The sequence below is a fragment of the Moorena sp. SIO1F2 genome (genome assembly GCF_010672755.1).
Classification (GTDB): Bacteria; Cyanobacteriota; Cyanobacteriia; order Cyanobacteriales; family Coleofasciculaceae; genus Moorena.
Genome location: NZ_JAAHFV010000016.1, coordinates 1 through 24,374, shown reverse-complemented (window position 1 = coordinate 24,374; position 24,374 = coordinate 1). Strand labels below are relative to the sequence as shown.

The following is a 24,374-nucleotide window of genomic DNA, read 5'->3' as shown; positions in this document are numbered from 1 at the left end:
TAGCGGTTTTTAATTGGGTGAGGTAAATTTTAGGGAGTAGGGAGCAGGGAGCAGGGAGCAGGGAGTAGGGAGCAGGGAGCAGGGAGCAGGGAGCAGGGAGCAGGGATTAGGTAACCCGGGCGCTGTCAAGGTATGAAGTAGTAAAAAACCTGTGTACCTCATTATCATGATAATTTTTATCACTTGATTCACGCCCTCGAACCGGACAGGGAGTGGCTGTTCGCGTAGCGTGCGCGTAGCGCATTAGCTGTTCGCGTAGCGTGCGCGTAGCGCATTAGCTGACTCTCTGTTCCCTGTTCCCTGTTCCCTGTTCCCTGTTCCCTGTTCCCTGTTCCCTGTTCCCTACTTCTGCAAGAAGTCTAGTTTCCATTCAACTCCTTGGCATCAGCTAACACCGGATTGATATCATACCAGCATCCCTGACCATTACAATACTCAAACACAAACAAACTCTTCAACAGGATTTGGTATTCCTCCTCACCCCTGACAGTTTTGTGTTCAGCCACATGTCTGAGCAATTTCCACTCATCCGGTGTAATTGCCCTGCTCAATTCATTGCGACGCTGACTAATCACCCTTTCTACCAAGTTACGAGATAAAGGCAGCTCATCTTTGCTGAGGCAGTTACGGAGCAGCACCAGCAAGTTCCTGACATGACCCCCACTGACTAGACATAGCCGATCCAATGTCTGTGGGCTATCAAACACTTTTGTAATTAAACTGAGCCGTTGCTCTAGCTCCACATCTGGGAATGCTCTGGCTAAGATCATCTGTCGCAGCAAAGCAATTCCGGCATCACTGGGACTACCATCTGGTTCTTTTACCTGTACCATCGGTAACAGTAGGTACTCAGAACCAAAGCGATTCCTGAGGTTTTCTTGGTCATTGGAAAATGCCAAAATCAAGGGAATGGTGTAGACCACATGGCATTTGAGTTGATTAAGATACTCCCCCTGGTCTACAAACAAATATTCTGGCTGATTCCGTTGCCCTGACTTAGGTTTATTATGGATCCGGTCAAGATTATCCACAATCACCACTAGTCCAGCTTTACCCTGCTGTTGCAGCTGCTGTTGAGCTGGTTCAATCAGTTCTGTATTAATTGCTTCTAAAATATTGTTGACCCGTGGCTCTAGATGTTGTCGCAATAGGGAGCGAATGTCCTTAGAATTCTTAGCTTTCGTAGTAATTTCTCCAATCCCAAAGGCTAGGGAATACTCCCCCTCTTCTGAGCTGATGCCAATCTCATCAGGTATGTTAACCCCTACACCACCGGCCTGAAACTCAGGAACTTTGAATTTCAACCCGGTCACCTCGGAGTTTAACAACTTAGCCGCCCCTTGCACTAACCCTTGGAAGCGGGTGGGTTGGAGTCTAATTTTAGCTTCCTCCAGACTTTGAATCACCTGACGAGCAATGGTCAGCAAAATATCACTGATCTCTACATCGGCCAGGTCCAAGTCATTAGAGGACTCAAAATAAACGACATGAAATCCCTGTTCTTCTAATTTCCTTTTCAATCGCGATAACTCGGTAGACTTGCCACAGCCCATGTGTCCCGTAAACAACTGACAGGTGGGTTCGTCTTCTGAGAAGGTAATGGTGCGTCTGAGTTCTCGAATAATATTGCTGCCCCGCACCTTGGAAAAATCAATGTAATATTGTTGGTCTTCAGCCTTGCCCAGATTCAGGGTTTTACTAGGATTACAGACCCGAAAAAATCTGCCGAAATTGACTGTCATTAAAATTCCCCCCGGTAGACGAATTGACTGTTCTCAGATTGCACCCCGATATCTGCCAGATCGACATAGCTGACAACTTGAGGCTCTATAGGATATACAGCCTCTATATAATTTATCGACTTAATAGCTACACATTATGAAATTGACATTTTCCCTTCACTGCAACAAAACGTAACATTATTCCTAATCCTGATGGTATATGATGCAGTAGCTGCGCAGAAAGTTGCCTGAAATCTCACTAATGGTATACTCCCTTCAAAATTACTACTCCTAGTCTGCCTCCTCAGTCAGACTTTAGCAGTCATAGTTCTGAGACTCAGTTTCAGTAGTCTCACGTACTAAGGAGGAGGTTACCAAAGAACCGTGCATTGCACTGAACAAGGAACCACCGAATACACCAGCTACACCTAGCATGTGGAAGGGGTGCATTAGGATGTTGTGCTCAGCTTGGAACACGAACATGAAGTTGAAGGTTCCGCTGATACCTAGAGGCATACCATCGGAGAAAGAACCTTGTCCGATTGGGTAGATCAGGAACACGGCGCTAGCAGCTGCAACTGGTGCACTGTAAGCGACGCAGATCCAAGGACGCATACCTAAGCGGTAGCTCAGTTCCCACTCACGACCCATGTAGGCAAATACACCAATCAGGAAGTGGAACACTACCAACTGGTAAGGACCACCGTTGTAAAGCCACTCATCTAATGAAGCAGCTTCCCAGATTGGGTAGAAGTGTAAGCCAATGGCGTTAGAAGAAGGAACAACAGCACCAGAGATGATGTTGTTGCCATACATCAGAGAACCAGCAACGGGCTCGCGGATACCATCGATGTCCACAGGAGGAGCAGCGATGAAAGCAATGATGAAGCAGGTGGTAGCAGCTAGCAATGTTGGGATCATTAAGACACCAAACCAACCTACATAGAGGCGGTTGTTGGTGGAGGTAACCCAATTGCAGAACTGAGACCACACAGAGGTGTTGCTCTGCTGTAATACAGTAGTCATGTTCTTATGATTGCGGGTATGAATATGAACTTTTCGAGGTTCGTCCGGCTTGTGTGCGCCTTCATATATTTATATTAAGCAATATATTTATTTTTGTAAAGGGTTTTGCGAGTAATTTCCCCTCAGGTTATTAAATAATGTAAATAAGTAATAATTATATTACTTAAGTATTGACAAAATGATAATAATAGGGTATTAGCCAACAAAAATAGGTAAACCAAAATAGCGATCGCATTTGATCTGGTAGCGATCGCTACTAGGACTTACTCCTTAACCCTCTCCCTAGGGTTACACTAACGGATTACCACTATACCGATAGGGTTTTATCGGATTTATCCGATTAATGATCAAACCACCCGATTATTTTGAATACACTGGGAATACCACTCAAAACTAGCTTTAGGAATACGCTGTTGGGTTGGATAATCAATATAAGTAATCCCAAAGCGCCGATCATATCCCCAATACCACTCAAAGTTATCGATCAGACTCCAGAGGAAATAACCATTAAGAGGATACCCTTCACTAACAGCGCGATGGGCTGCTTTGAGGTACTCTCGGAGGTACATAATCCTGTCCGTATCAATCACCTCACCCCGACCATTCAATTCATCCTGTGCCGCACAGCCATTCTCAGTGATAAACATCGGCAAATCCTGTCGCCCCAGGGTTTCACTGACATGACGAATCCCCCAATAAATGGAATCTGGTAGGATATTCAGCCAAGGCAGATTCATGCGAGGGTAGCCTTTGGGCATACCAAGGAACTCGTACCCCTGTGGATTGTCAGCAGCCCGGACATAGGTACCAGTGTAAATATTAAGACAAATCCCATCCAGAGGCTGATGAATGATTTGTAGGTCACATGGTCCGATGTCTGGGGCATTGTCTCCTAACACCTCAAGTAATTCAGGACTATAAGCACCAGTCAGAGCAGGGATAATGATACCGCCATTTTGCCCACATAAAGGGAATGCCTTTTTTGCTGCTGCCACATGGATGGGTGACTCATTGATTGGCACCGTGACGGACAAGTTATCCACTAAGGCTATAGAACAGGGAACCCGGGAAGCACTACGGATGGCTTGACAGCCCAAACCATGAGCTAAAAGGGCATGATGGGAGGTTTGCCATACCTGTTTGATGGATGTAACACGCCTACCCGGAGCATGGATCGGGTCGTGCTCAAACCCATAGCCTAAGTGAGTAAAACACATGATTTCATTAATGGTCATCCAATTAGTAATGCGATCGCCTAATTGAGTGACCACAGCAGTAACATAATCCGCAAAGTCAAAGGCCATCTGGCGAGAAAGCCAAGACTTGTATTTGTCTTCTAGGGCTTGGGGAGAGTCCCAATGAAATAGAGTGGCATGGGGAGTAATGCCATGATCTAACAAGCAATCCACCAAACGCTTATAGAAATCAACCCCTTCCTGATTGACTTTGCCACGCCCGTCAGGAATAATCCGAGGCCAAGCAATGCTAAAGCGATAATCCTTGATCCCTAGTTTTACCATCAGCTCTATATCTTCTTTGTAGCGATGGTAGTGGTCACAAGCGACAGCACCGGTATCATCGTTAAGTATTTTTCCAGGGGTACCACTGAAGGTATCCCACACACTAGGTTTGCGTCCTCCTTCACTTACTGCTCCTTCAATCTGATAGGAAGCGGTGGCTACTCCCCATAAGAATTTCTCTGGGAATTGGTAACTGATGCGATCGCCGTTAGTCATTAGTGATTTGTTATTAAGAAAGGGAGTTACGTACTAGATCATCCCACCTACTTTAGTCCTGGGACGAGTTAACCTATCCGCAATCAACGAAGAATCTTAACAGGAATGATAACTTTTGATCCACAGCTTCTCAGGAATTGGGTAGGGTCTTTTAGGGTTGGAAGTCCCCTGCCACTGAGCCGAAATCACTGATATATCAAGCCAGGGACCTTGAGGCCGATCAATTTAACCGAGCACCGGTAGCCCAAAAGAGAAGCCACCAACAACCCGGCTTTATGATCCAGATTCACAGACCTTTACCAAGATTTTTAATGAAAATTTAAGATTTTTGACATTTTCGGTTATCGACAGGGATTTCGCCTAAGGTAGAAAGTGCCAAGTCATACTTTGGCTCTGGCTTTTAACTCACCTGCTTATGCGGTTAAATTTTATGAGCATTTTGCCAAACTTTCTCCGTTCTTTGGTAATAACAATCCTTCTGAGCTTTATGGCTCCAGTGGCACTAGTTATTGGTTTACTTGCAGGTTTTGGTATAATAGGATACATTCCTGGCTTGACAGGGTTTGGTCTTACTGCCACAACTGAGCTATTGAAATTTCTGACTATTTTTGGTAATGGATCCCCAATTCAGGGAGTATTAGTGATTGCCTTTACCTGTAGCCTAGTCGGAGCATTATTTGACCTCTACGCCTGCGCCCGCTACCAAAATCTGAATGATAACTAAGTATAATCGTACTCAAATTTGTTCAAACTCCCCTGAGGTATTGGGGATATGGTTGAGATTAAAATTATCTATTATCTATATCTGTTCTGTACGGGAATTATCCTAATGGTTTAGGAAGGGAAACGAACTCCAAGACCTTTTCGGCGTTGATAGATTGATAACAGTTAGCCGATAAATTGCTAGTTTTATCAGCGGATTTTTCTGGCTAACGATTAGGTAAAAGCAAAATCGTGTAACTGAAATTGATAAAGATTGACAGAAAACTTGCTACTGGAAGGCTTGACCTGTCAATTTTTTTGTAAGCCTTCAGCTCTATCAATGCCTCAGAGCTGAGAGCTGAAGGCTTAGCCTTAATAAGCGGCCAGGCTAGTCTTGGATGCCAAACTCGCCACCACTTTAACTCCAAATTCCTCTTCAAATACCGATTTTTTATAATCCAAATTCCACAGTTCCAAAGCACAATCATCATTAGCAAAAGCTGGCACTAGATCTAGATGAAGTGCTTTATCATCGGAGCGATAATCCGACTTAACATGCCGAATTGCACCAATATGTCTACGGTCTAAAGCAATAGCTAACCGTAACAAAGCACTAAGCTGACTCACCAACAGGCGATGCTCTTGATTGGCCAGATTATTGTAATTCTCATGCTTTTTCTTCGGAGCACTCTTGCGATGGTAACGAGCCAGATTAGCAATGATTTCAATTTCTGGCTCCAGAAAGCCCAACAGTTCAGCATTGCGAATTAAGTAATAAGAATGCTTGTGGTGGGCCGAATGACTAATATACACCCCACAGTTGTGTAAAATTGCTGCTGCCCAAAGTAATTCCCGTGCCTGTGTTCCCCAATTGTGCAGTTTTCCTTGGGTTTGGTCAAATAAGCTCAGGGCAAAGTTAGCCACCCGCTGACTATAGTCCAGGTTGACCTGATATTTCCCAGCAACTGCGAGCACACTCCTTTCCCTGACCTCATCTTGGTAGCGTAGTCGGTCTTCAATCAATCCATGGGTGAGCATCCAGTCAACGATTAAGCCTTCCCGGAGTGATTGTCCACAAATTATGATCGACTCCATTCCCAGAAGCTTCATAGCTTCTAATAAAATAATTGCGCCAGCAACAATAATTTCTGAACGCCTCTCGGACATCTCTGGCAGGGTTGAGCGTTCAGCCAAACTCATAGCAGCTAAGCCCTTGAGCATTGTTTCCAAATCTTCACGACTGAGCTCATACCCGGTTAGGGGATTAGGTAACATACCCAGATTCTCATAGGCGTGCATCTTGGCTAGGGTCTCAATAGTGCCAGATGTCCCCACTAAACGAGGCTGTTCACTGAGTTTCAAGTTACCCTGGATGTCGTCAACAGCTCGCTCTAACATTCCCCTGACATAGGCTTGCAAATAGAGAAACTCACTTTGGCTGATCGGGTCTGTAGTGACAAACTCCTTTGTAAGACGAACGGCTCCTATCTTTGTGCTACTTAGGGAACGGGGGTTATGACGATCCCCGAGGATCAATTCCGTTGAACCACCACCAATATCAATAATGATATGGGGCTGGTTGTTGAATTCCATAGCTGACAACACACCTAGGTAGATGCGTCGTGCTTCCTCCTGACCAGAAATTAGGTTGACCAATAAACCCAATTCTGTATATACCTGATGTAAAAAAGCCTGGCCATTTGGAGCTTCCCGCACAGCACTGGTTGCTACAGCAACGATGTTTTCAGCATTGAGGCTGGCTGCCATTTCCTTGCAGCGTTGTAGAGTTGCGATCGCTCTTTTCATGGCTTCGGGGGTCAACTCACCAGTTCGGGGGTTGCAATTCCCTAACCTGACCGTGTCCTTTTCTTTACCAATAATGGTGAATGCCGGTAGTTTAGGGTCAATTCGCACCACCACCATGTGAATGGAATTGGTACCAATATCGATGGCAGCAATAATGCGCTCTTGCTCTTTGTCAGGAGTGGAAACATGTAGGAAAATGTCTTGGGTCAGTGAGTTAACCATATTGATGTATCCTGCTTACATATATCAGCCCGAAACCTATGAATAACGATATCTTTAAGGAGAATAACAAAAAATAGGCACTATCTCCTATAGTGAAATTCCTCTGATTCGAGGAAACAATCCGGAAAATTACCTACAAACAAAATTACCAACAAACAAGTAACCATTCCTGCTATGCTTACCCAGCCAAACCCCAATCCCATACCCACCTGGCTAGCCATTATGCGACTGTTGCGATGGGATAAGCCAACTGGACGATTCATTTTAATGGTGCCAGCACTGTGGGCAGTTTTTTTAGCAGCCCAAGGGAAACCACCCATTCCCCTGGTTGCGGTGATTATTCTTGGAAGCTTAGCCACCAGTGCTGCTGGCTGTGTAATTAATGACGTTTGGGATCACAATATTGATTCCCAAGTGGCGCGAACTCGCTCACGCCCTTTGGCATCCAAAGCCCTATCGGTCAAAGTTGGCGTAGTAGTTGCCTTAGTTGCTATGGTCTGCGCTGGGGTGATTGCTCTGTATCTTAATCCTTTCACCTTTGGGCTTTGCGTGGCCGCTGTACCAGTAATTGTGTTTTACCCATCTGCCAAGCGAGTGTTTGCTGTACCGCAACTGGTTATGGCAATTGCTTGGGGTTTTGCTGTACTGATTAGTTGGAGTGCCATTACTACTACTCTAGAACCAGCTACCTGGTTACTCTGGGGAGCAACAGTACTTTGGGCATTGGGATTTGACACAGTCTATGCCATGCCAGACCGGGAGGATGACCAGAGGATTGGGGTGCGCTCTAGTGCCTTGTTTTTCGGTAAGTATGCTGCTGATGCCGTAGGTGTGTTCTTTGCTGGTACTGCTAGCTTGCTTGCTGGCCTGGGAGTTGTGATGGATCTCCAACTGGCCTTTTGGTTAACCCTAGTGATAGCGACAGTAGTCTGGATTTGGCACTATACTAGACTACGAAAGCCTAATCATCCCACATCTGTCTATGGAGAGATTTTTCGCCAAAATGTCTGGATTGGCTTTGTGCTACTGGCCGGGATGATTATTGGTAGTCATTAGAGACTTGCATCTAAAAAAAATACCAATTAAAGTAGGGTGGGCGAAGTAATCTCATAAAAGTTGCTAGTTATTCTTAGAAAGAGTAGCTATTGATACCAACAATTGAAAATTGAGTATCTAGGGATACTACTATTTGGTGTGTGGAAGGAATTTTGAGGTATTTTTTTGATAATTACCCACTGATAACTAGCAACTAGCTAATCTAATCTAGAATACTCAACAAAACTAAACTTTTTTTGCCTGCCCTACAAGCTAAAAACTTGTATTGTGTTTCTTGGCTAGTCTTTTAGTCCTTTGAAAATTGCTAACAGTTAATTGTTAATTAAAAACAGTTAATTGTTAATTTTTAATGCTCTGTTTTGCCTTTTGTCTGCAAGGCTTTTACCTAATGTTTGTTTCAGCAAAAAGATGGGAAACCTAGTAATGTGCAATTGTTAAAATAGTCCGAATGAGCTCATCTGGGCTAATTTTTGTAGAGGTTAAAAAGCATGAACATCAAACGATACCAGCTATCAATTATCAGTGCCTGTTTGTTTGCTCTCGTCAGCCCAACGGTGGGTTATTCTCAAGAACCTGAAACTATTCCTGAAGAGGCTGAGACTATCCCGCAAAAACCATTGACTATCCCTGAAGACCCTGGGACTATCCCTCAAAAACCATTGACTATCCCTGAAGAAGCGGAGACTATCCTCCAACAATCTGAGATTGGTTATACACCTGAGTTTGTCAATTTTTACATGGGGCAATGTGTTGGCACTAAGGGCTCAGAGGCTCAGGCGTTTTGTCAGTGTACCATTGATAAAATTCAAGAAAAATACCCCTATGAAGAGTTTCTAGGTATTGGTCTAGAAATTACTGGTGGTGCGGAACCTCCTGAAGATTTCAATAAACTGATTAAGTCTTGTGAAGCTGAGAATTAGTAATTAGGGTTTGCTGAAAAAGTCTTTTGGTATTGGATTGAGTCAGCGAGTGTGGAGTCAGCGAGTGTGGAGAAATGGGAATTATATAGAAGGTAGTCGGAAGACTTGTCCCTTTATTTTTCGGCTCTTGTCTGCCCAAAAGGCTAAGTTATTGAGCTTTTTCGATCGATTTGCTTGCACTTAAAGAGACCCAAAAATGCGAAAACCTTTATCTGTCAATGCTTTGAGAGTTAATCAGCAAGCCCTAATTAGACATCATAGGTGAGAATTAGCGATTAGTCGTTGGGATGTTTGAGCTAAACGTTAATTTTAGCCATAGGTCTATGAGTCATTAGTTATTACTAACAACAAAATCGGCAATTTTTGATTGTTAATTGCCATTCTTATCATGACAGCCCCCCGATCAACATCGGGGGGCTAATAATAGCATTTCATCCAAGTATGAATGCTTTAGACTTTATTAGTAAAGCCAGCAGTTACCAACGGCTGCGGCTAACACCGTCATTAGGCTTGTGAATGATGAAACTGAGAACTTGGCACTGCTTAACGTTATCAAAACCCACAACCCGGATATAGCAGTCGCGGTATTCAGAGCGACACTCATCCACTTCAGCTAGCACATCTTTAGGTGAAGTAGCCTTGAACAAAGGCAGTTTCCATAATGTCCAGTAGTAAATCTCTGGTTCAGAGCTTTCGTTGAACTCGATCGCAGGGATGTAACCTTCCGCTAAGATGTACTCCACTTGCCGCATAATCTGAGAGTCACTCAGGGGAGGTAAGTAGGAAAGGGTTTCGTAACGACGCTCTTTTGGTAATGTTTTCATAGATTTTGATGCTCTGTTTGATTCTCTGTTGAAGTATAGGTATGAAATTTGGGGGATAGCAGGTAACGTCTTCGGTTGAACCAATTAGGTGTCCGAATCAGTTTTCTGCTCAGAATTAGTTGGGTTATCTGGAAGAGTGAATTGCGTGATGCGCTCAAGATGCTGACGCCGATGTTCTATATTCGACTGCTGGATACTGGTGCAAACCATTTCAGGTAAGAACTCGGCCACTTCGTCTGCAATATGTTGCCGCACAGTCATAATCCGCAACGCTAATTCAGGTTTAGCCCGCAGTAATTCCTCAAGATAAGCGTCTCCATCTTGGATACTTTGTTGTGAGGAAAAAGACTGTAGCCAAAGCGCTCGGGGAGGGTCGGTTTCTCTTAACTGGTTTACCACTGTCCGCAGTGCTTGATAGGTCATATAGCTAGCCAGCACCTTGGCTGTATCTTTCGCAACTCGTTTTAAATCCATGGTTGAACCCAGTCTTTTAGAAAAAGTTATGAAGTCTAAAGTATGACTTTTCATACTTCAAACTTCACACCTCAAACTGCATCAGACGGTATCCATTGCCTCGAACTCGAACTTGATTTCCTTCCACAGTTCGCAAGCAACTGCCAACTCAGGACTCCACTTAGCAGCTTCCCGGATAATGTCACCACCTTCACGCATCAGGTTACGACCTTCGTTACGAGCTTGGATACAAGCTTCTAGAGCTACCCGGTTTGCAGTAGCACCAGGAGCATTACCCCATGGGTGACCTAGAGTACCACCACCGAATTGTAGGCAGGAATCATCACCAAAGATTTCGACTAGCGCAGGCATGTGCCAAACGTGAATACCACCAGAAGCCACTGGCATTACACCAGGCATGGAAGCCCAGTCTTGAGTGAAGTAAATACCCCGTTCGCGGTCTTGCTCAATGTGGTCTTCCCGCATCAGGTCAACGAAGCCCATGGTGATACCTTTTTCACCTTCAAGCTTACCGACTACAGTACCGGAGTGGAGGTGGTCACCACCGGACATGCGCAAGCACTTAGCCAAGACGCGGAAGTGCATACCGTGGTGTTTCTGACGGTCAATCACAGCGTGCATAGCGCGGTGGATGTGCAGCAGAACGCCATTATCACGGCACCAACGAGCCAGAGTGGTGTTGGCGGTAAAGCCACCAGTGAGGTAGTCGTGCATGATGATGGGCATGTTCAGGGACTTAGCAAACTCAGCCCGCTTCATCATCTCCTCGCAGGTGGGAGCAGTGACGTTGAGGTAGTGACCTTTGATTTCGCCAGTTTCAGCTTGGGATTTGTGGATTGCTTCTGCTACGAACAAGAAGCGATCGCGCCAGCGCATGAAGGGCTGGGAGTTAATATTTTCGTCGTCTTTGGTGAAGTCCAGACCACCGCGCAAGCACTCATATACTGCACGACCGTAGTTCTTAGCGGATAGACCTAGCTTGGGCTTAATGGTACAACCAAGCAAAGGACGACCATACTTATTAAGCTTGTCCCGCTCTACAACAATTCCGTGGGGAGGTCCTTGGAAGGTCTTGAGGTAAGCAATGGGAATCCGCAAGTCTTCTAAACGCAGTGCTCGCAGAGCTTTGAAACCAAACACGTTACCCACGATGGAGGTCAGCATGTTGGTGACTGAGCCTTCTTCAAACAGATCCAGTGGGTAGGCAATAAAGCAGATGAACTGGTTGTCTTCCCCACGTACTGGTTCGATGTCGTAGCAACGACCTTTGTAACGGTCTAGGTCAGTCAGCAAGTCAGTCCAAACTGTTGTCCAGGTACCCGTAGAAGACTCAGCTGCAACCGCTGCACCGGCTTCTTCCGGAGGTACACCAGGCTGCGGTGTTACGCGAAACGCTGCCAAAATATCCGTATCTTTTGGAGTATAATCTGGCGTATAATAAGTTAATTTATAGTCTTTTACACCGGCATCGTAGCCAGCTTTTGTCTGAGTACTGGTTGATGAGTAAGACATGCGTTGCTTCCTTAGGAACTACTGAATGTTGCTATCGCTAGAATAGATTTTCTTTTCTTAGTGTTGTGTGTTGCTCCTAGCTAAGAGAACAAACAACCCATCTAGGCTTGTTTTCTAAGCCTGAAGAAGGGCACAACACCGATTCCACAATCACCTGTTTGTGGCTAATGTTGGGGATTACCTGTAGCCTTACTTACTAACCCAACCGCTCCGCTGATTGGTAAACGGTTGCTAGTCAGTCAAGTCGCTCAGGTAATTCAGAATTTCTTAATCATTTTGAAATATAGCAGGTAATGGGATCACTTAAACCTCAAATATTCTTTAGGAATGTATCAGCTCCTCTTATAACATGACGAAATGTAACAATTAATCACATCTTTGTCACAAAAATTCTCAAATTGACTATAATTTATGGCTTGACAAGGTTTGGCAGCGGGGTTAAAAAACAAAATCAGATAAATCAAACCTGAACAGTTGCGCTACAGATCGTGAGGCTGCAACCATTGCGTCCCTAGAATCGCCCCTAAAATTAGGACCCGTGCAACACATGCAAGGGTAATATCAAGTCAGGTTGAATACCCATAATTAGAGGGAGGGTGGGGAGATGGGGAGATGGGGAGATGGGGAGATGGGGAGATGGGGAGATGGGGAGATGGAGAGATGGAGAGATAATACGACGACTTCTCTTAAAGGTGATATCACTACCGTAATGATACTGATATCACCTTTAAGAGAAGTCGTCGTATTAAATTAATTTTGACTAGATAAATTACAAATTATAAAACTAGCAAGTTAAACACAACTAATAGTATTTATATCCAGGTACTTAGTCACTCACAAATTTCCTTAGAATTACTGTAGTGACTTAGCAAGCCTTTAATCAAGAAGACACCCTACCTATGAAAAGCAAGCACTTCATCAATCTTCACAAAGCACTTACTGCGCCAGTAGTGCTGGGATTAATGGTTTTCTATCATAATTTCAACCTTGGCCCATGGGTTTACCTAGCCCTCCATGGTACCTATGGGGTGATGTGGCTACTCAAAGACCGTATCTATCCAGACAAGCAGTGGGAGCAAGAAATACCAATTGGTATCGGAATTCTTGGCTCCGGAATACTAATGCTCTACTGGGTTGCTCCCTTTATTCTGATCAGCAGTGGTTCTGAGCCTCCCTTACCCCTGGTCGCTGCTGCTATTTCCATTAATGTCATGGGAGTCTTTCTACACTATGCCAGTGATGCCCAGAAATACTATACTCTCAAGTATCGTTCTGGATTAATCACAGAAGGATTCTTTGCTCGCTGTCGAAACACAAACTACTTGGGAGAAATCCTGATCTACTCTGGTTTTGCCATGCTAGCTCAGCACTGGCTACCCTTTGTAATTTTGGCAGGTTTTATGGCAAGTATATTTATTCCCAATATGCTCAAAAAAGATAAGTCTCTCTCCCGCTATCCAGAGTTTGCTGACTACAAAGCTAATTCTGGACTACTACTACCACAGCTATTTTTAGCTACTACTTCCAATCCAAACGATCCAGATTTTGCCCAAAAAACCAGGTAGTCATAAATTATAGCATTTCTCAATTCGGTGAAGTACAAAGCCCTGGGTTGTAGGGAGTAGGGAGTAGGGAGTAGGGAGTAGGGAGTAGGGAGTAGGGAGTAGGGATTAGCCAAGCACCCATTGAAGATATGACCAAACCATCTAAGCAGTGTTTTTCCCTAAGATGGCGATTTTTGATTATCGTCCTTTTACTGCTAGGAATCTTCTTCCGCTGCTTCAATCTAAACCATAAAATCTACTGGCACGATGAGGTTTATACTTCAATTCGGAGTTCTGGCTACACCGGAGATGAAGTAATTAAGGAAGTTTTTGATGGTAGGGTAATTGGTGTTGAAGACTTACAAAAGTATCAGCATCCTAATCCTGAAAAAGACTTAGGGGATACTATTAATGCCTTAACTACAAACCCAGAACATCCACCCCTCTATTATTTAATGGCGCGGTTTTGGCGGCAGCTATTTGGTGCTGCTGTCAATAACCCTAGGGGTTTATCTGTTCTGTTTAGCCTGCTGGTTTTCCCAGCTATCTATTGGCTGTGCTTAGAATTATTTGAATCCCCTTTAGTGGCATGGGTAGCTGTGGCACTTTTGGCGGTATCTCCCTTTCATGTGCTCTACGCTCAAGAAGCACGGGAATATAGTCTATGGACATTGACTATTATACTATCTTGTGCGTCTCTGTTGCGAGCTATCCGGAAAACTAAGGATAGTACAAAAGTAACAAGCTACCTCTGGTCATGGGTAATCTATGCTATCACCTTGGCACTTAGTCTTTACACGTTTCTATTTTCTATATTTGTGGCTATTGGACATGGAATTTATGTGTTTATAATAGAACGGTTTCGCTTTAAGAAAACTCTTATTGCTTATTTGATATCATCTGGTGCCGGGTTTCTAGCCTTTTCCCCTTGGTTAGTTGTGGTGGTTAGTAACTTAGCTATCATTCAGCATAAAACCCATTGGACAACTATTCAAGTTCCTTTATCATTTTTGGTTAAAATCTGGGGGATAAACCTTAGTTTGATATTTTTTGATATTGGAATACCACTGGAGCATCCATTTAACTATATAATCCCACCAATTTTAGTGAGTTTTGTGGGATATGCCATTTATTTTATCTGTCGTTATACTACCCAGCGAGTTTGGTTACTGGTTTTAACATTAATCGTTATTACTGGATTAGGCTTAATCTTACCAGACTTAATTTGGGGAGGAAGACGTTCAGTAAGTAGTCGGTATTTTATACCTTGTTATATCGGAGTGCAGCTGGCTGTTGCTTATGTAATTAGTATGTATATAACTGGGTATCTATCAAGGGCTACTTTAATAAAGGCTAATTTAAGAACACAGAAGGTCTGGAAAGGAATAGTAGCTGTGCTGCTTACAGGGGGAGTTATCTCTTGTGCTATTAGTTCCCAAACAGAAATCTGGTGGAACAAGCAAGTTGGGGCTAACAATCCTACTATCGCTAGGATAATTAATAAAGCTGAGCGACCTCTGGTAGTTAGCAATGTTTCTTCCGTGAATCCTGGGGATGTGATTTCTCTTAGTTATTTATTAAATCCTCAGGTAAAACTTCAGTTAGTCATTCCCCCTACTATTCCCGATATTCCTCAAGGGTTTAGTGATGTGTTTCTATTTTATCCATCTGATCATTTGCAACAAGGACTTGAGCAAAAGTATAGTACTAAGATAGAGTGGTTTGATGAGTCGAGTGTCAAGCCCCTCGGTAAGTTAAGGCTTTAAGTATAGCGGTTTTAAATTAGGTGAGATACAAATCTTTCTTTGGGTTTACGGGAACAGCGGATCTGGGAATCGGGAATCGGGAATCGGGAATCGGGAATCGGGAATCGGGAATCGGGAATCGGTAAGATAGAAAAAATCCTGTGTAACTCATTAGGATAGAAACCGCTATCTTATAATTTAAGCAGTTAATAATTGGGTAAGCTATCAGCTATCAGCTATCAGCTATCAGCTTATGGATCGCGATCGCTACCCGGTGATTCAGAGCGCGAGCGATTTTTTGCAACATCGAAAGGGACTGTCCTTCATAATCAGCATCTTCCAGTCGTGCAATCACAGGCTGCTTTGTACCTAAAAGTTCTGCAAGCTGTTTCTGGGTTAACCCCGCTTTTGTTCTGGCTTCATAAATCAACTGTGCCACCTCTGCATTAATAGAAGCTTCTGCTATCATTTCCTCCATCTCGGGGTCAGTACGAGTCTTCTTGTTAAGAATTTTAATCGCATCAGAAGTCTTAGTCATCTTCTTCCTCCTCTACATAGGTATGAACATCTGGGTTTTGTTCAAATAAACGCTTTCTCAAGATTACCCGTTCAATATCAATTTACTCAATCACTACAGGTAAGATTGTTGTAGCTAATTGATCTGAGCACCTAGCACTCACCACTATGAAAAGACGCTTTAGAGATCCAGTAATTTTAGGGCTAATTTGGCTAGGGAGTGGGTTTTGCGATCGCATTTGGTTTGCCCTAGATCACTCTGTCCCAGCTTGGGACCAGGCGGATTATTTGACCGGTTCGTTGAATTACTGGCAGGCGTTGCAGCATCCTGAGTGGTTCTCTGGAGAGTGGTGGAGCAGTTTTTGGGCAATTTCCTCAAAAGTCCCGCCATTGACTTATATTATTGCCGCAATGGTTCAGCAGCTGTTTGGAACCGGACCAGAGCTAGCTACGATAGCGCTAGTTTTATGCAGTGGAGTGCTAATTGCTTCAGTTTATGGATTAGGGCTGGTATTATTTAACCGCCGGGTAGGGTTATGGGCTGCTGGTTTAGTCATGTTGTTACCAGGACTATATCGCTACCGTTTAGAATTTTTGCTGGATTATCCATTAACCACAGTAGTCAGTTTGTGTTTTTGGTCTCTGACAGTGTGGTGGAGTTTGGGAACTGCAAAGACACCCTTATCGCAAACAAAAGTAAGACAAGGATGGTTGTGGGGGTTGGGGTTTGGGGTTTGTTTAGGATTAGCATTGCTAGTTAAGCAAACCGCCATATTTTTTCTATTCGTGCCAATCGCTTGGGCTGGGGTGAGGGTTCTGTGGCAGAGGCAATGGCAAAGGTTAGCTCAGTTAATCAGCGGTTTGCTGGTATCAGTTTTGCTATTTGGTCCATGGTACCGGATTAATTGGTTGTTGATATTGACCTCTGGGAAGCGAGCAACCATTGATTCCGCGATCGCAGAAGGAGACCCAGCCCTCAATACCCTTGATGCTTGGGTTTACTACTGGAAAATCTTACCTTACCTGATCTCTTGGCCGCTGTTGTTAATACCGATAGTAGGACTATTAATTTATGGGCTCAAGTATGGGCTCAAGCAATCCGCGATCGCAAAATCGAACAATCTGCCATCCCCCCATCCCCCCATCTGGTCACTAACCTGGCTAGGAGTCTTCATAGTGGGTGGTTATCTATTGTGTTCATTGAATATTAATAAAGATGCTCGCTATATCTTGCCATTAGTTCCAGTGCTATCACTGTTTCTGGCTTATGGCTTAACCTGCTGGACTAATCGTTGGGGTAAACCCATGCGTTGGAGCACGGTAGGGCTAGCAACTGTACTGATGATGTTGAATCTATTTCCATTAGGAGGTAGAGGATTGACTCAATTACTTAGTCCCCGTGTACAACATTTTCCCTACTTAGGACAGCCATGGCCTCATCCGAAGGTAATTGCGGAAATCATCAAGACTCAACCTTACTTGCGCTCTAACTTAGGAGTATTACCGTCAACCCCAGACATTAACCAACATAACTTCAATTACTATGGTGCATTAGCCAATTTCCAAGTATACGGGCGTCAAGTGGGAACCCAAGCCAAACAAGTGAAACAGGATATGCGATCGCTTTCTTGGTTCCTCACTAAAACTGGTGCCCAAGGGTCAATCCCAGAATCCCAAGCAGCTATTGTTCAGGCAGTTGAGCAAGGGACAGAATTTGAGCTACACCAGACTTGGGAGTTACCCGATGCTAGCCAACTGAAACTGTATCACAAGCGGCAGCCACCAATAGCCGTAAAACCATTATCGATAAAGCCTGTGGGTGACCAATCATCCATAAAACCCACTAGTTTCAATAGCAATGCTTCCCTGGCCAAAAGGCCACGCTACGCGAACAGCACTACTCTCACTTCAAATTCCAGAGTTAAATTAGACCAAGTCACCGTACCAGAAAAATCTCCTGCTGGAGTACCTGTACCAGTAACTTATCAGTGGACTGGTTCTTGGGAGCAATTACAATCTGGCATCGTTATCCTAACCTGGCAACCGGTAGATTTGTTCGCGAAGCGTGGCCTTTTGGCCAAGGTTGGTAAGTTGAAGGTTAACAAGTTGAAGGTTGTTCGCGTTCGCGCAGCGTCGGCTTTGCCGAAAGCGTGGCCTTTTGGCCAAGGTTCAACCGAAACTAACCTTCAACCTTCAACCGAAACTAACCTACAACCTTCAACCGAAACTAACCTTCAACCTTCAACCGAAACTAACCTTCAACCTTCAACCGAAACTAACCTTCAACCTTCAACCGAAACTAACCTTCAACCTTCAACCGAAACTAACCTTCAACCTTCAACCGATACTAACCTGCAACCTTCCACCCACGGATGGTTACACGACCATGGTATTGCCATGGGAGAACTACACTCTTCCCAATTACCACCTGCCAATGCCGAATTTGAAGTCATTGAACGGATGGCGATGTTTCCCCCAGCAGATATCCCAGCTGGAAGCTACACCTTAAAAGCAACTTACCTCAATCGACAAACTCGCGAAACCTATCCGATACAAGTACCAACGGTTACCTTGACCATCGATCCAGCAGCTACCCCCATAGCTGCACCAGAACTAGATTTAATCACCCAAATGCGGATATTGTCCACTAATTTACCTAAAGGACTCAATGGCCTAGAACCGGTTTTTGAAGAAACTGCCCGCATTAACCAGTACGATCCGATTCAGGACTACTTAGAGCAAGCAGATTTAGCCTTAAGCTATCGGCTGGAATTGGAACCGAATAACCTAGACTTGGCCTATGCTCTGGCCTTGAGTAGGGTATTGCAGCAAGATGTAGAAGGTGCGATCGCAGCATTAAAGCGAGTCACCCAACTTGACCCCCAAAATCCCTATGCTCACGCTTATCTTGCCTTCGTCTATCTCTATGATTGGGATGGAAAAAATGGGGAAAATGCCCTGAAACCTGCCCTTACAATCAACCCGACTATTCCCGAACTACAAGCCCTATCTGGTATAGCTGCCTTGATGCAAGGTAATGTGTTCAAAGCTTGGAGTGTTATTCAGGGATTAGAACTTTAAAGCGATGGCCTTTTGGCCTTTTGGCCACGCTACGCGAACGGCCACGCTACGCGATCGCTAATATTATTTCATTGTGAATAAATTGTGAATTAATCTCTCAAGAAGACTAAGTTTTTTAGTCTTCGCGTTCTTTGGGTCTTTGCGGTTACTCATATAGCGCTACGCGCAAGTCCGCAAGGTTCGAAGTTAGAAGTCAGAAGTAAGCTATGACTAAGTTTGCTGAGTTTAGGAATGTCAAACATCTTAATGGGTAGTGCTATAGCAAGTCTTATACCCATGAGGTACAAATCTCTGGGTTTTAGGGAGCAGGGACTGAGGCCGTGGGCCACGCGGGGCGCGTTCGGAGCAGGGAGCAGCGGATATGGGAAGAGTAACCCACCCCTAACCCCTCCCAGGAGGGGAAGTGAGGGAAGTGGGAAAAAATAATGTGTACCTCATAGCTATGATAAACGCTATATACCAATTCCCGAACGCTTAAGATTTGGTAATAATTTTTTCTATATTTATTTTTATAGTTTCAGTATTTTTATTGAGGTAATTTAATTCAATTGCCTCAATAATTTAAGTAAAGTTTATTTAAACTAGGTTATTTGTTGAATAAACTAACCTGCAACTAAATTTTAATGTGTGAAAACAAACAATCTTATGAAAGCAAACTTTAAAAACAAACAACCTATTAATTTACTCAAACTGACAAAAAACCTATCACTAGCCATCCTAGGGTCTGTTTTGAGTTTCGCCGCGATTGAAGTTGCTAACCCAGCACCCTCTGACGCTTTTGTAATTTTTAACCGGTCTGGTAGCACACTCGGAGGTGGCTCCCGATGGGATGCAGCTCCAAGGACTATCCATGGAAAAGAGCGTTCCCTGGACGGCGGATTGCGATACTCACTACAGGGCGGTTCCTATCAAGCTTACCGAGATTTATTCACCTGGGATATTCTTCCTAGTGTCAACGAGTTTCAAAATGCCATTGAGGCTGCGTTCAACGCCTGGACTGTAGTTGACCCGGTTTCTGGCTTAGGTACCGATTTGTCATTTGTAGCAGATTTAGAGACACCAGTAGTAGGTACCGGTAGAGGAGGCGTTAACCGATATGGTGCCGAGATTGACCTGTTTGCCTCGACAGATGCAACGTTCTGGAATCCTGGACATACCTCACCCCAAGGTGAAGCGTTTTTTTATTACATCAACGATACTGTAACTCTCACCTCCGGAACGGAAAATTACGCAGGCTCAAGCGCCATTATCGGAGCAGATATCACCTTCAACAATAATGCCGGAACAGTATATACCCTCGACTTTTTTAGGCGATTGTTGACCCACGAGATCGGTCATGCCATTGGATTAGGGGATATCGAGGGAGACATCAGTCCTAATAGATTTATCGACGACAACTATGATGGCAGTACTAGCGCCACAGCTCTAGCTACATTGAGCAACCCGATCGCCCAACTAATCGATCCCCTCAATCCAGCTGCTTCACCATTTTCATTGTTTACAGTTCCAGATCAGGATCCTGGTGTTGACACCCCAGGCGTAGATATTCTGATGGAATCCCGGGGACTAGGTATAGCTCCAGGCAACCCAGTCACCAACCTCACCCCATTGGTTAACGATGACTACGCTGGTCGCCAGTTCCTGTATCCAGTGTTCTCTGAGGCTAGCGTTTCCTCTGAGGCTAGTGTTGATGAACCTACTGCTACATTAGGTTTACTAGCCCTTGGTATTATAGGTGCACGTTTGATTACTCAAGGGAAAAAAGCAAGCAACAGAGAGTAGATCAAGTGACCAAAAAGTTGGGTTTCAAGCCCCGTCCTTCGGCAGACGGCTTTTAAAAAATCTGTTAGAATATGCATAGTAGCCTAGCACAGACAGGATTCGTCGGTACTGTCATAACTTCACGAGCGTTTTGCGATGTTAGCACCTGAGGCGCGAAAAACCTCATTAAAAACGTATGGATCCGTGCCAGATACCGAAAACCAGTAAAGCTTGCACATTGAATACTAAAGTACCGTGGGGCACACGGGAACTGAGGAAACTCAACGCTTAGGGAGATAAGCCCACGCTCGGTTAGTTAAATTAGGCTAAATACTTGGTTTTTAAACGGGTATTCGGCTTAAGTATTGCCTTTGACGGATAGCTAATTTTAGCGATGCAGCGCGGTCTTGGGGGTTTCCCCCATGAGCGACTGCATCAAGACAAGGCATGTCGAGGAACTAAGAATCCCCGTCCATAAGCGGGCGGGGAGTGTCAACAGATCAGCTATTTACACGAAATAGACACAGGTAGTGGTGCTGAAATCCTACCTTTTCCCAAAAAATTCTAGACTTCAAGTCTTTCTTTGGGATATAATCAGAAACTGGTGCTTTTAGGCAAAAACCATGAATGCTCAAGAAATCATTCGTTCCATTGAAGCGGAACAACTTAAGGAAAACGTCCCTACCATCTATGTCGGTGACACCGTGCGGGTGGGGGTACGGATTAAAGAAGGTAATAAGGAACGGATTCAACCCTATGAAGGCACTGTGATTGCCATGCGCAATGGTGGCATAAATGAAACGATTACAGTACGCCGGATTTTCCAAGGGATTGGTGTGGAACGGGTTTTTCTACTCCATTCTCCAAAAATTGCTAATATAAAAGTAATCCGTCGAGGCAAGGTGCGTCGAGCCAAGCTATACTACTTACGCGATCGCGTTGGTAAAGCTACTCGCATCAAACAACGCTTTGACCGTAGTTTATAGCCTTTTTTTGGTTTAGCATCAGGTTGGTGTAAATGGCAAAATTAGGGTAAACTTAGAAAAGCGAGAGGCTAGCCACTGTTGACGATTTTATCCAAATATCTTGCAGTATCTACAAAAATATGTTAGACTTTGATTATGAATCTAGTGTCAAAGAAAACATTCTGGTTCCTTGAATTGAAGCCGAAAACCAAAGCTTTAATGATAGTGGTTGCGTTTTCTATTAAACACAGATAATTGCGCCAAGAGCGGAACAAAACCTATCTTGGCCTTGGGAGATACCCCCTGGCTGCTTAAGCAGCTTGCATTAGTGGGCTAAAATCTGCAAAGTAGATTTTGGTAGCTAAAAAGTATCGGTTAACCTCTACTTCTCTAGTCCATCTGCGTCCTTAGTTCAGTTGGTAGAACGCAGGTCTCCAAAACCTGATGTCGGGGGTTCGAGTCCTCCAGGGCGCGCTCAAAATTGGTAGAATACAAAAGTGTTGGATGCCAGGGTTTACCTGAGCAAATCCAGTGGGAGTCCGTAAGTTGAGGGGGCTGAGTAGGATAGTTTGACTCAACTATCAGGACTAGTGGATTGTAGTGGCGGGGGCCCTACCAGCTAGACTATCCCCGATGCAAGGAACAGGAAATTGACATAGGTGCGCTCTTACTTGGCGAATTACATTGGCCACAGGTAGCACCTCCAGTAAAGCCGACTTGTGTCATCTAATCCCTGGCTGGATTGACCAAAAATTTTGGGTTTCAAGCCCCGTCCTAGAAGGACGGCTATTTAGGCGGTTCTGTACTAAGTGTGGTAGTATTAATAGATAAACATACACCCATGAATTAAGGATAGATATTATCTAGAAAATAAATAGACAACGTAAAAAATATGTAAAAGATACATATTGCGTAATTTGGTCTAACGACTTTAACGTCTATGAAAAATTTAGATAGAAAAAAGTATCTATCTCTAAAAAAAGTGAAGGTACGGTGGGGCACACCGGAACCTATATCTTAGATCCAAACGCTTTGGGAGACTTGGCCTCTACTCTTCCTGACTCCGGTCTGGTTAAGCAAGTCGAGTCGTTGAGCGAAGAATCCCCGTTCTTCTAGGACGGGGAGTGTCAATGCGTTGATGGGGGAAAGGAGAAGTTGTGGCAAAGAAAACAAAAGCTGAACCAGAGACTAAAGAAACTGAATCTGGGTTTAACCTAGGTAAGTTCTTCAACGAAACTAAAGAAGAACTCGCTAAAGTCGTTTGGCCTTCTCGGCAACAGTTAATTAGCGAATCAGCAGCGGTATTGTTGATGGTCATTCTGTCTGCCACCATAATTTACTTGGTAGATGGTTTATTTTCCTGGGCATCAGGACAAGTATTTTGATGAGTTTTGCTGCAGACGAATCCCAAGATGTCGATCAACAGGTATCAAAACCTGCAAGTCCACGTTGGTACGCAGTCCAGGTTGCTTCTGGCTGTGAAAAACGGGTTAAGACGAACTTGGAACAGCGCATCCAAACGATGGATGTAGCGGACCGGATTTTGAAAGTCCAGATTCCCCAAACACCTACGGTAAAAATCCGTAAGGATGGTTCTCGGCAACACGGCGAAGAAAAAGTTTTCCCCGGCTATGTGTTAGTCCAGATGGTGATGGATGATGAAGCTTGGCAAGTTGTCAAAAACACACCAAATGTGATTAATTTTGTTGGGGCAGAACAACAACGCCGCTACGGGCGTGGTAGGGGACATGTTAAACCCGTACCCCTCAGCTATGGTGAAGTAGAGCGGATCTTCAAGCAAACCGAAGAGCAAGAGCCGATTGTCAAAGTAGATATGGCAGTAGGGGACAAAATCATGGTGCTATCTGGTCCGTTTAAAGAATTTGAAGGGGAAGTGATTGAAGTTAGCCCCGAAAGGAGCAAACTCAAAGCGTTACTCTCGATCTTTGGGCGGGATACACCAGTAGAATTGGAGTTCAATCAGATTGAAAAAACAAGCTAGACCTTAGATAATGGCTAAAAAAGTTGTTGCATTGATTAAGTTAGCGCTCCCAGCTGGGAAAGCTAACCCAGCTCCCCCCGTCGGACCAGCACTCGGTCAGCACGGGGTAAATATTATGGCATTCTGTAAAGAGTACAATGCCAAAACTGCTGATCAAGCTGGTATGGTGATACCAGTAGAAATTTCAGTGTTTGAGGATCGAAGCTTTACCTTTATCCTCAAAACTCCACCAGCATCTGTACTGATTAAGAAAGCTGCTGGCATTGAGAAAGGTTCAGCACAACCCAACCGCACTAGAGTTGGCAGCCTTACTCGCACCCAGCTGCAAGAAATCGCCCAAACTAAAATGCCTGACCTCAATGCTAATGATATAGAAGCGGCAATGAAAATTGTGGAAGGCACAGCTAGAAACATGGGTGTAGCCATAACCGATTAGAAGGATGAAAGATAATCAAGGATGAAAGATGAATTAAGGCTAGCAACTGTTGACGATTTTCTACAAATATCTTGCAGTATCTACAAAAATATGTTAGAATTTGATTAGGAATCTAGTGTCATTGAAAACATTCTGGTTCCTTGAATTGAAGCCGAAAACCAAAGCTTTAATGATAGTGGTTGCGTTTTCTATTAAACACAGATAATTGCGCCAAGAGCGGAACAAAACCTATCTTGGCCTTGGGAGATACCCCCTGGCTGCTTAAGCAGCTTGCATTAGTGGGCTAAAATCGGCAAAGTAGATTTTGGTAGCTAAAAAGTATCGG

The 24,374-nt window shown here is 44.2% G+C and carries 22 protein-coding genes, 1 tRNA gene and 1 pseudogene; 14 read left to right on the top strand and 10 right to left on the bottom strand.

All coding sequences use genetic code 11. The features are described from left to right. Positions 1-9: 9 nt before the first annotated feature. From F6J94_RS03805 to F6J94_RS03790, 4 genes and pseudogenes are all read right to left on the bottom strand, one after another. On the bottom strand, positions 10-162 hold the full coding sequence (locus F6J94_RS03805) for a hypothetical protein (protein WP_293022307.1): 153 nt from the start codon (positions 160-162) through the stop codon (positions 10-12). A gap of 197 nt (positions 163-359) precedes the next feature. After that, a complete protein-coding gene (locus F6J94_RS03800) occupies positions 360-1,742 on the bottom strand; it encodes an ATP-binding protein (RefSeq protein ID WP_293022305.1) in 1,383 nt (460 codons plus the stop codon). 303 nt (positions 1,743-2,045) lie between these two features. Then, a pseudogene (locus tag F6J94_RS03795) lies at positions 2,046-2,747 on the bottom strand (Photosystem Q(B) protein 1); the annotation flags it as partial. A 347-nt stretch (positions 2,748-3,094) separates the two neighbouring features. Then, on the bottom strand, positions 3,095-4,483 hold the full coding sequence (locus tag F6J94_RS03790; RefSeq protein WP_293036998.1) for a GH1 family beta-glucosidase: 1,389 nt from the start codon (positions 4,481-4,483) through the stop codon (positions 3,095-3,097). A gap of 430 nt (positions 4,484-4,913) precedes the next feature. Here F6J94_RS03790 and F6J94_RS03785 point away from each other — a divergent pair, with 430 nt between their 5' ends. Further along, positions 4,914-5,207: a hypothetical protein gene (locus tag F6J94_RS03785; RefSeq protein WP_293028717.1), complete on the top strand. Its 294-nt coding sequence runs from the start codon at positions 4,914-4,916 to the stop codon at positions 5,205-5,207. Positions 5,208-5,557: 350 nt separating this feature from the next. On the opposite strand, the gene F6J94_RS03780 is transcribed toward F6J94_RS03785, so the two are convergent. Next, positions 5,558-7,213: a Ppx/GppA phosphatase family protein gene (locus tag F6J94_RS03780; protein WP_293036996.1), complete on the bottom strand. Its 1,656-nt coding sequence runs from the start codon at positions 7,211-7,213 to the stop codon at positions 5,558-5,560. 174 nt (positions 7,214-7,387) lie between these two features. Here F6J94_RS03780 and F6J94_RS03775 point away from each other — a divergent pair, with 174 nt between their 5' ends. Both F6J94_RS03775 and F6J94_RS03770 read left to right on the top strand, forming a co-directional pair. Next, positions 7,388-8,269, top strand: a complete 882-nt coding sequence (locus tag F6J94_RS03775; RefSeq protein WP_293036994.1) for a 4-hydroxybenzoate solanesyltransferase — start codon at positions 7,388-7,390, stop codon at positions 8,267-8,269. Between the two features lie 488 nt (positions 8,270-8,757). Then, complete coding sequence (locus F6J94_RS03770) at positions 8,758-9,189, top strand: hypothetical protein (protein ID WP_293036991.1); 432 nt, start codon at positions 8,758-8,760, stop codon at positions 9,187-9,189. 476 nt (positions 9,190-9,665) lie between these two features. Here the strand turns inward: F6J94_RS03770 and F6J94_RS03765 are convergent, their stop codons facing one another. From F6J94_RS03765 to F6J94_RS03755, 3 genes are all read right to left on the bottom strand, one after another. Further along, positions 9,666-10,013, bottom strand: a complete 348-nt coding sequence (locus F6J94_RS03765) for a ribulose bisphosphate carboxylase small subunit (RefSeq protein WP_070394937.1) — start codon at positions 10,011-10,013, stop codon at positions 9,666-9,668. 84 nt (positions 10,014-10,097) lie between these two features. Next, positions 10,098-10,487 (bottom strand): chaperonin family protein RbcX, encoded by a 390-nt coding sequence (locus F6J94_RS03760; RefSeq protein WP_070396895.1) that lies wholly within the window; start codon positions 10,485-10,487, stop codon positions 10,098-10,100. 81 nt (positions 10,488-10,568) lie between these two features. After that, positions 10,569-11,999 carry a form I ribulose bisphosphate carboxylase large subunit gene (locus tag F6J94_RS03755; RefSeq protein WP_070394936.1) on the bottom strand — a complete coding sequence of 477 codons (1,431 nt, stop codon included), beginning with the start codon at positions 11,997-11,999 and terminating at the stop codon, positions 10,569-10,571. A gap of 604 nt (positions 12,000-12,603) precedes the next feature. On the opposite strand from F6J94_RS03755, the gene F6J94_RS03750 reads away from it, so the two are divergent. The 3 genes from F6J94_RS03750 (at position 12,604) to F6J94_RS03740 (ending at position 15,309) form a co-directional block, all read left to right on the top strand. Continuing rightward, a complete protein-coding gene (locus tag F6J94_RS03750) occupies positions 12,604-12,753 on the top strand; it encodes a hypothetical protein (RefSeq protein WP_293036982.1) in 150 nt (49 codons plus the stop codon). Positions 12,754-12,898: 145 nt separating this feature from the next. Next, positions 12,899-13,564 carry a DUF1295 domain-containing protein gene (locus F6J94_RS03745; RefSeq protein ID WP_293036978.1) on the top strand — a complete coding sequence of 222 codons (666 nt, stop codon included), beginning with the start codon at positions 12,899-12,901 and terminating at the stop codon, positions 13,562-13,564. A 128-nt stretch (positions 13,565-13,692) separates the two neighbouring features. After that, positions 13,693-15,309: a glycosyltransferase family 39 protein gene (locus tag F6J94_RS03740; protein ID WP_293036975.1), complete on the top strand. Its 1,617-nt coding sequence runs from the start codon at positions 13,693-13,695 to the stop codon at positions 15,307-15,309. Positions 15,310-15,325: 16 nt separating this feature from the next. Here the strand turns inward: F6J94_RS03740 and F6J94_RS03735 are convergent, their stop codons facing one another. Both F6J94_RS03735 and F6J94_RS03730 read right to left on the bottom strand, forming a co-directional pair. Then, complete coding sequence (locus F6J94_RS03735) at positions 15,326-15,460, bottom strand: hypothetical protein (protein WP_293018670.1); 135 nt, start codon at positions 15,458-15,460, stop codon at positions 15,326-15,328. 60 nt (positions 15,461-15,520) lie between these two features. Next, the gene (locus tag F6J94_RS03730; protein WP_293036972.1) at positions 15,521-15,826 is read right to left on the bottom strand and encodes a helix-turn-helix transcriptional regulator; all 306 of its coding nucleotides are present in this window, start codon (positions 15,824-15,826) and stop codon (positions 15,521-15,523) included. A 146-nt stretch (positions 15,827-15,972) separates the two neighbouring features. On the opposite strand from F6J94_RS03730, the gene F6J94_RS03725 reads away from it, so the two are divergent. The 8 genes from F6J94_RS03725 (at position 15,973) to rplK (ending at position 24,049) form a co-directional block, all read left to right on the top strand. Beyond that, positions 15,973-18,885, top strand: coding sequence for a glycosyltransferase family 39 protein (locus F6J94_RS03725; RefSeq protein WP_293036969.1), 2,913 nt, complete (start codon positions 15,973-15,975; stop codon positions 18,883-18,885). Positions 18,886-19,530: 645 nt separating this feature from the next. Continuing rightward, a complete protein-coding gene (locus F6J94_RS03720) occupies positions 19,531-20,667 on the top strand; it encodes a hypothetical protein (protein WP_293036966.1) in 1,137 nt (378 codons plus the stop codon). A 602-nt stretch (positions 20,668-21,269) separates the two neighbouring features. Continuing rightward, complete coding sequence (gene rplS / locus F6J94_RS03715) at positions 21,270-21,632, top strand: 50S ribosomal protein L19 (protein ID WP_293018662.1); 363 nt, start codon at positions 21,270-21,272, stop codon at positions 21,630-21,632. A 380-nt stretch (positions 21,633-22,012) separates the two neighbouring features. Then, a tRNA-Trp gene (locus tag F6J94_RS03710) sits at positions 22,013-22,085 on the top strand. A 519-nt stretch (positions 22,086-22,604) separates the two neighbouring features. Further along, the gene (locus F6J94_RS03705; RefSeq protein WP_293036963.1) at positions 22,605-22,727 is read left to right on the top strand and encodes a hypothetical protein; all 123 of its coding nucleotides are present in this window, start codon (positions 22,605-22,607) and stop codon (positions 22,725-22,727) included. Between the two features lie 41 nt (positions 22,728-22,768). Then, a complete protein-coding gene (secE, locus tag F6J94_RS03700) occupies positions 22,769-22,996 on the top strand; it encodes a preprotein translocase subunit SecE (RefSeq protein ID WP_008188891.1) in 228 nt (75 codons plus the stop codon). Then, positions 22,996-23,613, top strand: coding sequence for a transcription termination/antitermination protein NusG (gene nusG, locus F6J94_RS03695; RefSeq protein WP_293018741.1), 618 nt, complete (start codon positions 22,996-22,998; stop codon positions 23,611-23,613). Before secE ends, nusG begins: the two co-directional genes overlap by 1 nt. A gap of 10 nt (positions 23,614-23,623) precedes the next feature. Continuing rightward, positions 23,624-24,049 (top strand): 50S ribosomal protein L11, encoded by a 426-nt coding sequence (gene rplK, locus F6J94_RS03690; RefSeq protein ID WP_293018661.1) that lies wholly within the window; start codon positions 23,624-23,626, stop codon positions 24,047-24,049. Positions 24,050-24,374 lie beyond the last annotated feature (325 nt).

What these genes read in the sequence shown, in the direction of transcription:
- F6J94_RS03805 (WP_293022307.1), bottom strand. Translation starts at nt 162, where the DNA reads ATGAGGTACACAGGTTTTTTACTACTTCATACCTTGACAGCGCCCGGG.
- F6J94_RS03790 (WP_293036998.1), bottom strand. Translation starts at nt 4,483, where the DNA reads ATGACTAACGGCGATCGCATCAGTTACCAATTCCCAGAGAAATTCTTA.
- F6J94_RS03720 (WP_293036966.1), top strand. Translation starts at nt 19,531, where the DNA reads ATGAAAGCAAACTTTAAAAACAAACAACCTATTAATTTACTCAAACTG.
- rplK (WP_293018661.1), top strand. Translation starts at nt 23,624, where the DNA reads ATGGCTAAAAAAGTTGTTGCATTGATTAAGTTAGCGCTCCCAGCTGGG.
- F6J94_RS03750 (WP_293036982.1), top strand. Translation starts at nt 12,604, where the DNA reads ATGGGGAGATGGGGAGATGGGGAGATGGGGAGATGGGGAGATGGGGAG.
- F6J94_RS03730 (WP_293036972.1), bottom strand. Translation starts at nt 15,826, where the DNA reads ATGACTAAGACTTCTGATGCGATTAAAATTCTTAACAAGAAGACTCGT.
- F6J94_RS03740 (WP_293036975.1), top strand. Translation starts at nt 13,693, where the DNA reads ATGACCAAACCATCTAAGCAGTGTTTTTCCCTAAGATGGCGATTTTTG.
- F6J94_RS03765 (WP_070394937.1), bottom strand. Translation starts at nt 10,013, where the DNA reads ATGAAAACATTACCAAAAGAGCGTCGTTACGAAACCCTTTCCTACTTA.
- F6J94_RS03800 (WP_293022305.1), bottom strand. Translation starts at nt 1,742, where the DNA reads ATGACAGTCAATTTCGGCAGATTTTTTCGGGTCTGTAATCCTAGTAAA.
- rplS (WP_293018662.1), top strand. Translation starts at nt 21,270, where the DNA reads ATGAATGCTCAAGAAATCATTCGTTCCATTGAAGCGGAACAACTTAAG.
- F6J94_RS03785 (WP_293028717.1), top strand. Translation starts at nt 4,914, where the DNA reads ATGAGCATTTTGCCAAACTTTCTCCGTTCTTTGGTAATAACAATCCTT.
- F6J94_RS03725 (WP_293036969.1), top strand. Translation starts at nt 15,973, where the DNA reads ATGAAAAGACGCTTTAGAGATCCAGTAATTTTAGGGCTAATTTGGCTA.
- F6J94_RS03735 (WP_293018670.1), bottom strand. Translation starts at nt 15,460, where the DNA reads ATGAGTTACACAGGATTTTTTCTATCTTACCGATTCCCGATTCCCGAT.
- F6J94_RS03775 (WP_293036994.1), top strand. Translation starts at nt 7,388, where the DNA reads ATGCTTACCCAGCCAAACCCCAATCCCATACCCACCTGGCTAGCCATT.
- F6J94_RS03760 (WP_070396895.1), bottom strand. Translation starts at nt 10,487, where the DNA reads ATGGATTTAAAACGAGTTGCGAAAGATACAGCCAAGGTGCTGGCTAGC.
- F6J94_RS03745 (WP_293036978.1), top strand. Translation starts at nt 12,899, where the DNA reads ATGAAAAGCAAGCACTTCATCAATCTTCACAAAGCACTTACTGCGCCA.
- F6J94_RS03770 (WP_293036991.1), top strand. Translation starts at nt 8,758, where the DNA reads ATGAACATCAAACGATACCAGCTATCAATTATCAGTGCCTGTTTGTTT.
- nusG (WP_293018741.1), top strand. Translation starts at nt 22,996, where the DNA reads ATGAGTTTTGCTGCAGACGAATCCCAAGATGTCGATCAACAGGTATCA.
- F6J94_RS03780 (WP_293036996.1), bottom strand. Translation starts at nt 7,213, where the DNA reads ATGGTTAACTCACTGACCCAAGACATTTTCCTACATGTTTCCACTCCT.
- F6J94_RS03755 (WP_070394936.1), bottom strand. Translation starts at nt 11,999, where the DNA reads ATGTCTTACTCATCAACCAGTACTCAGACAAAAGCTGGCTACGATGCC.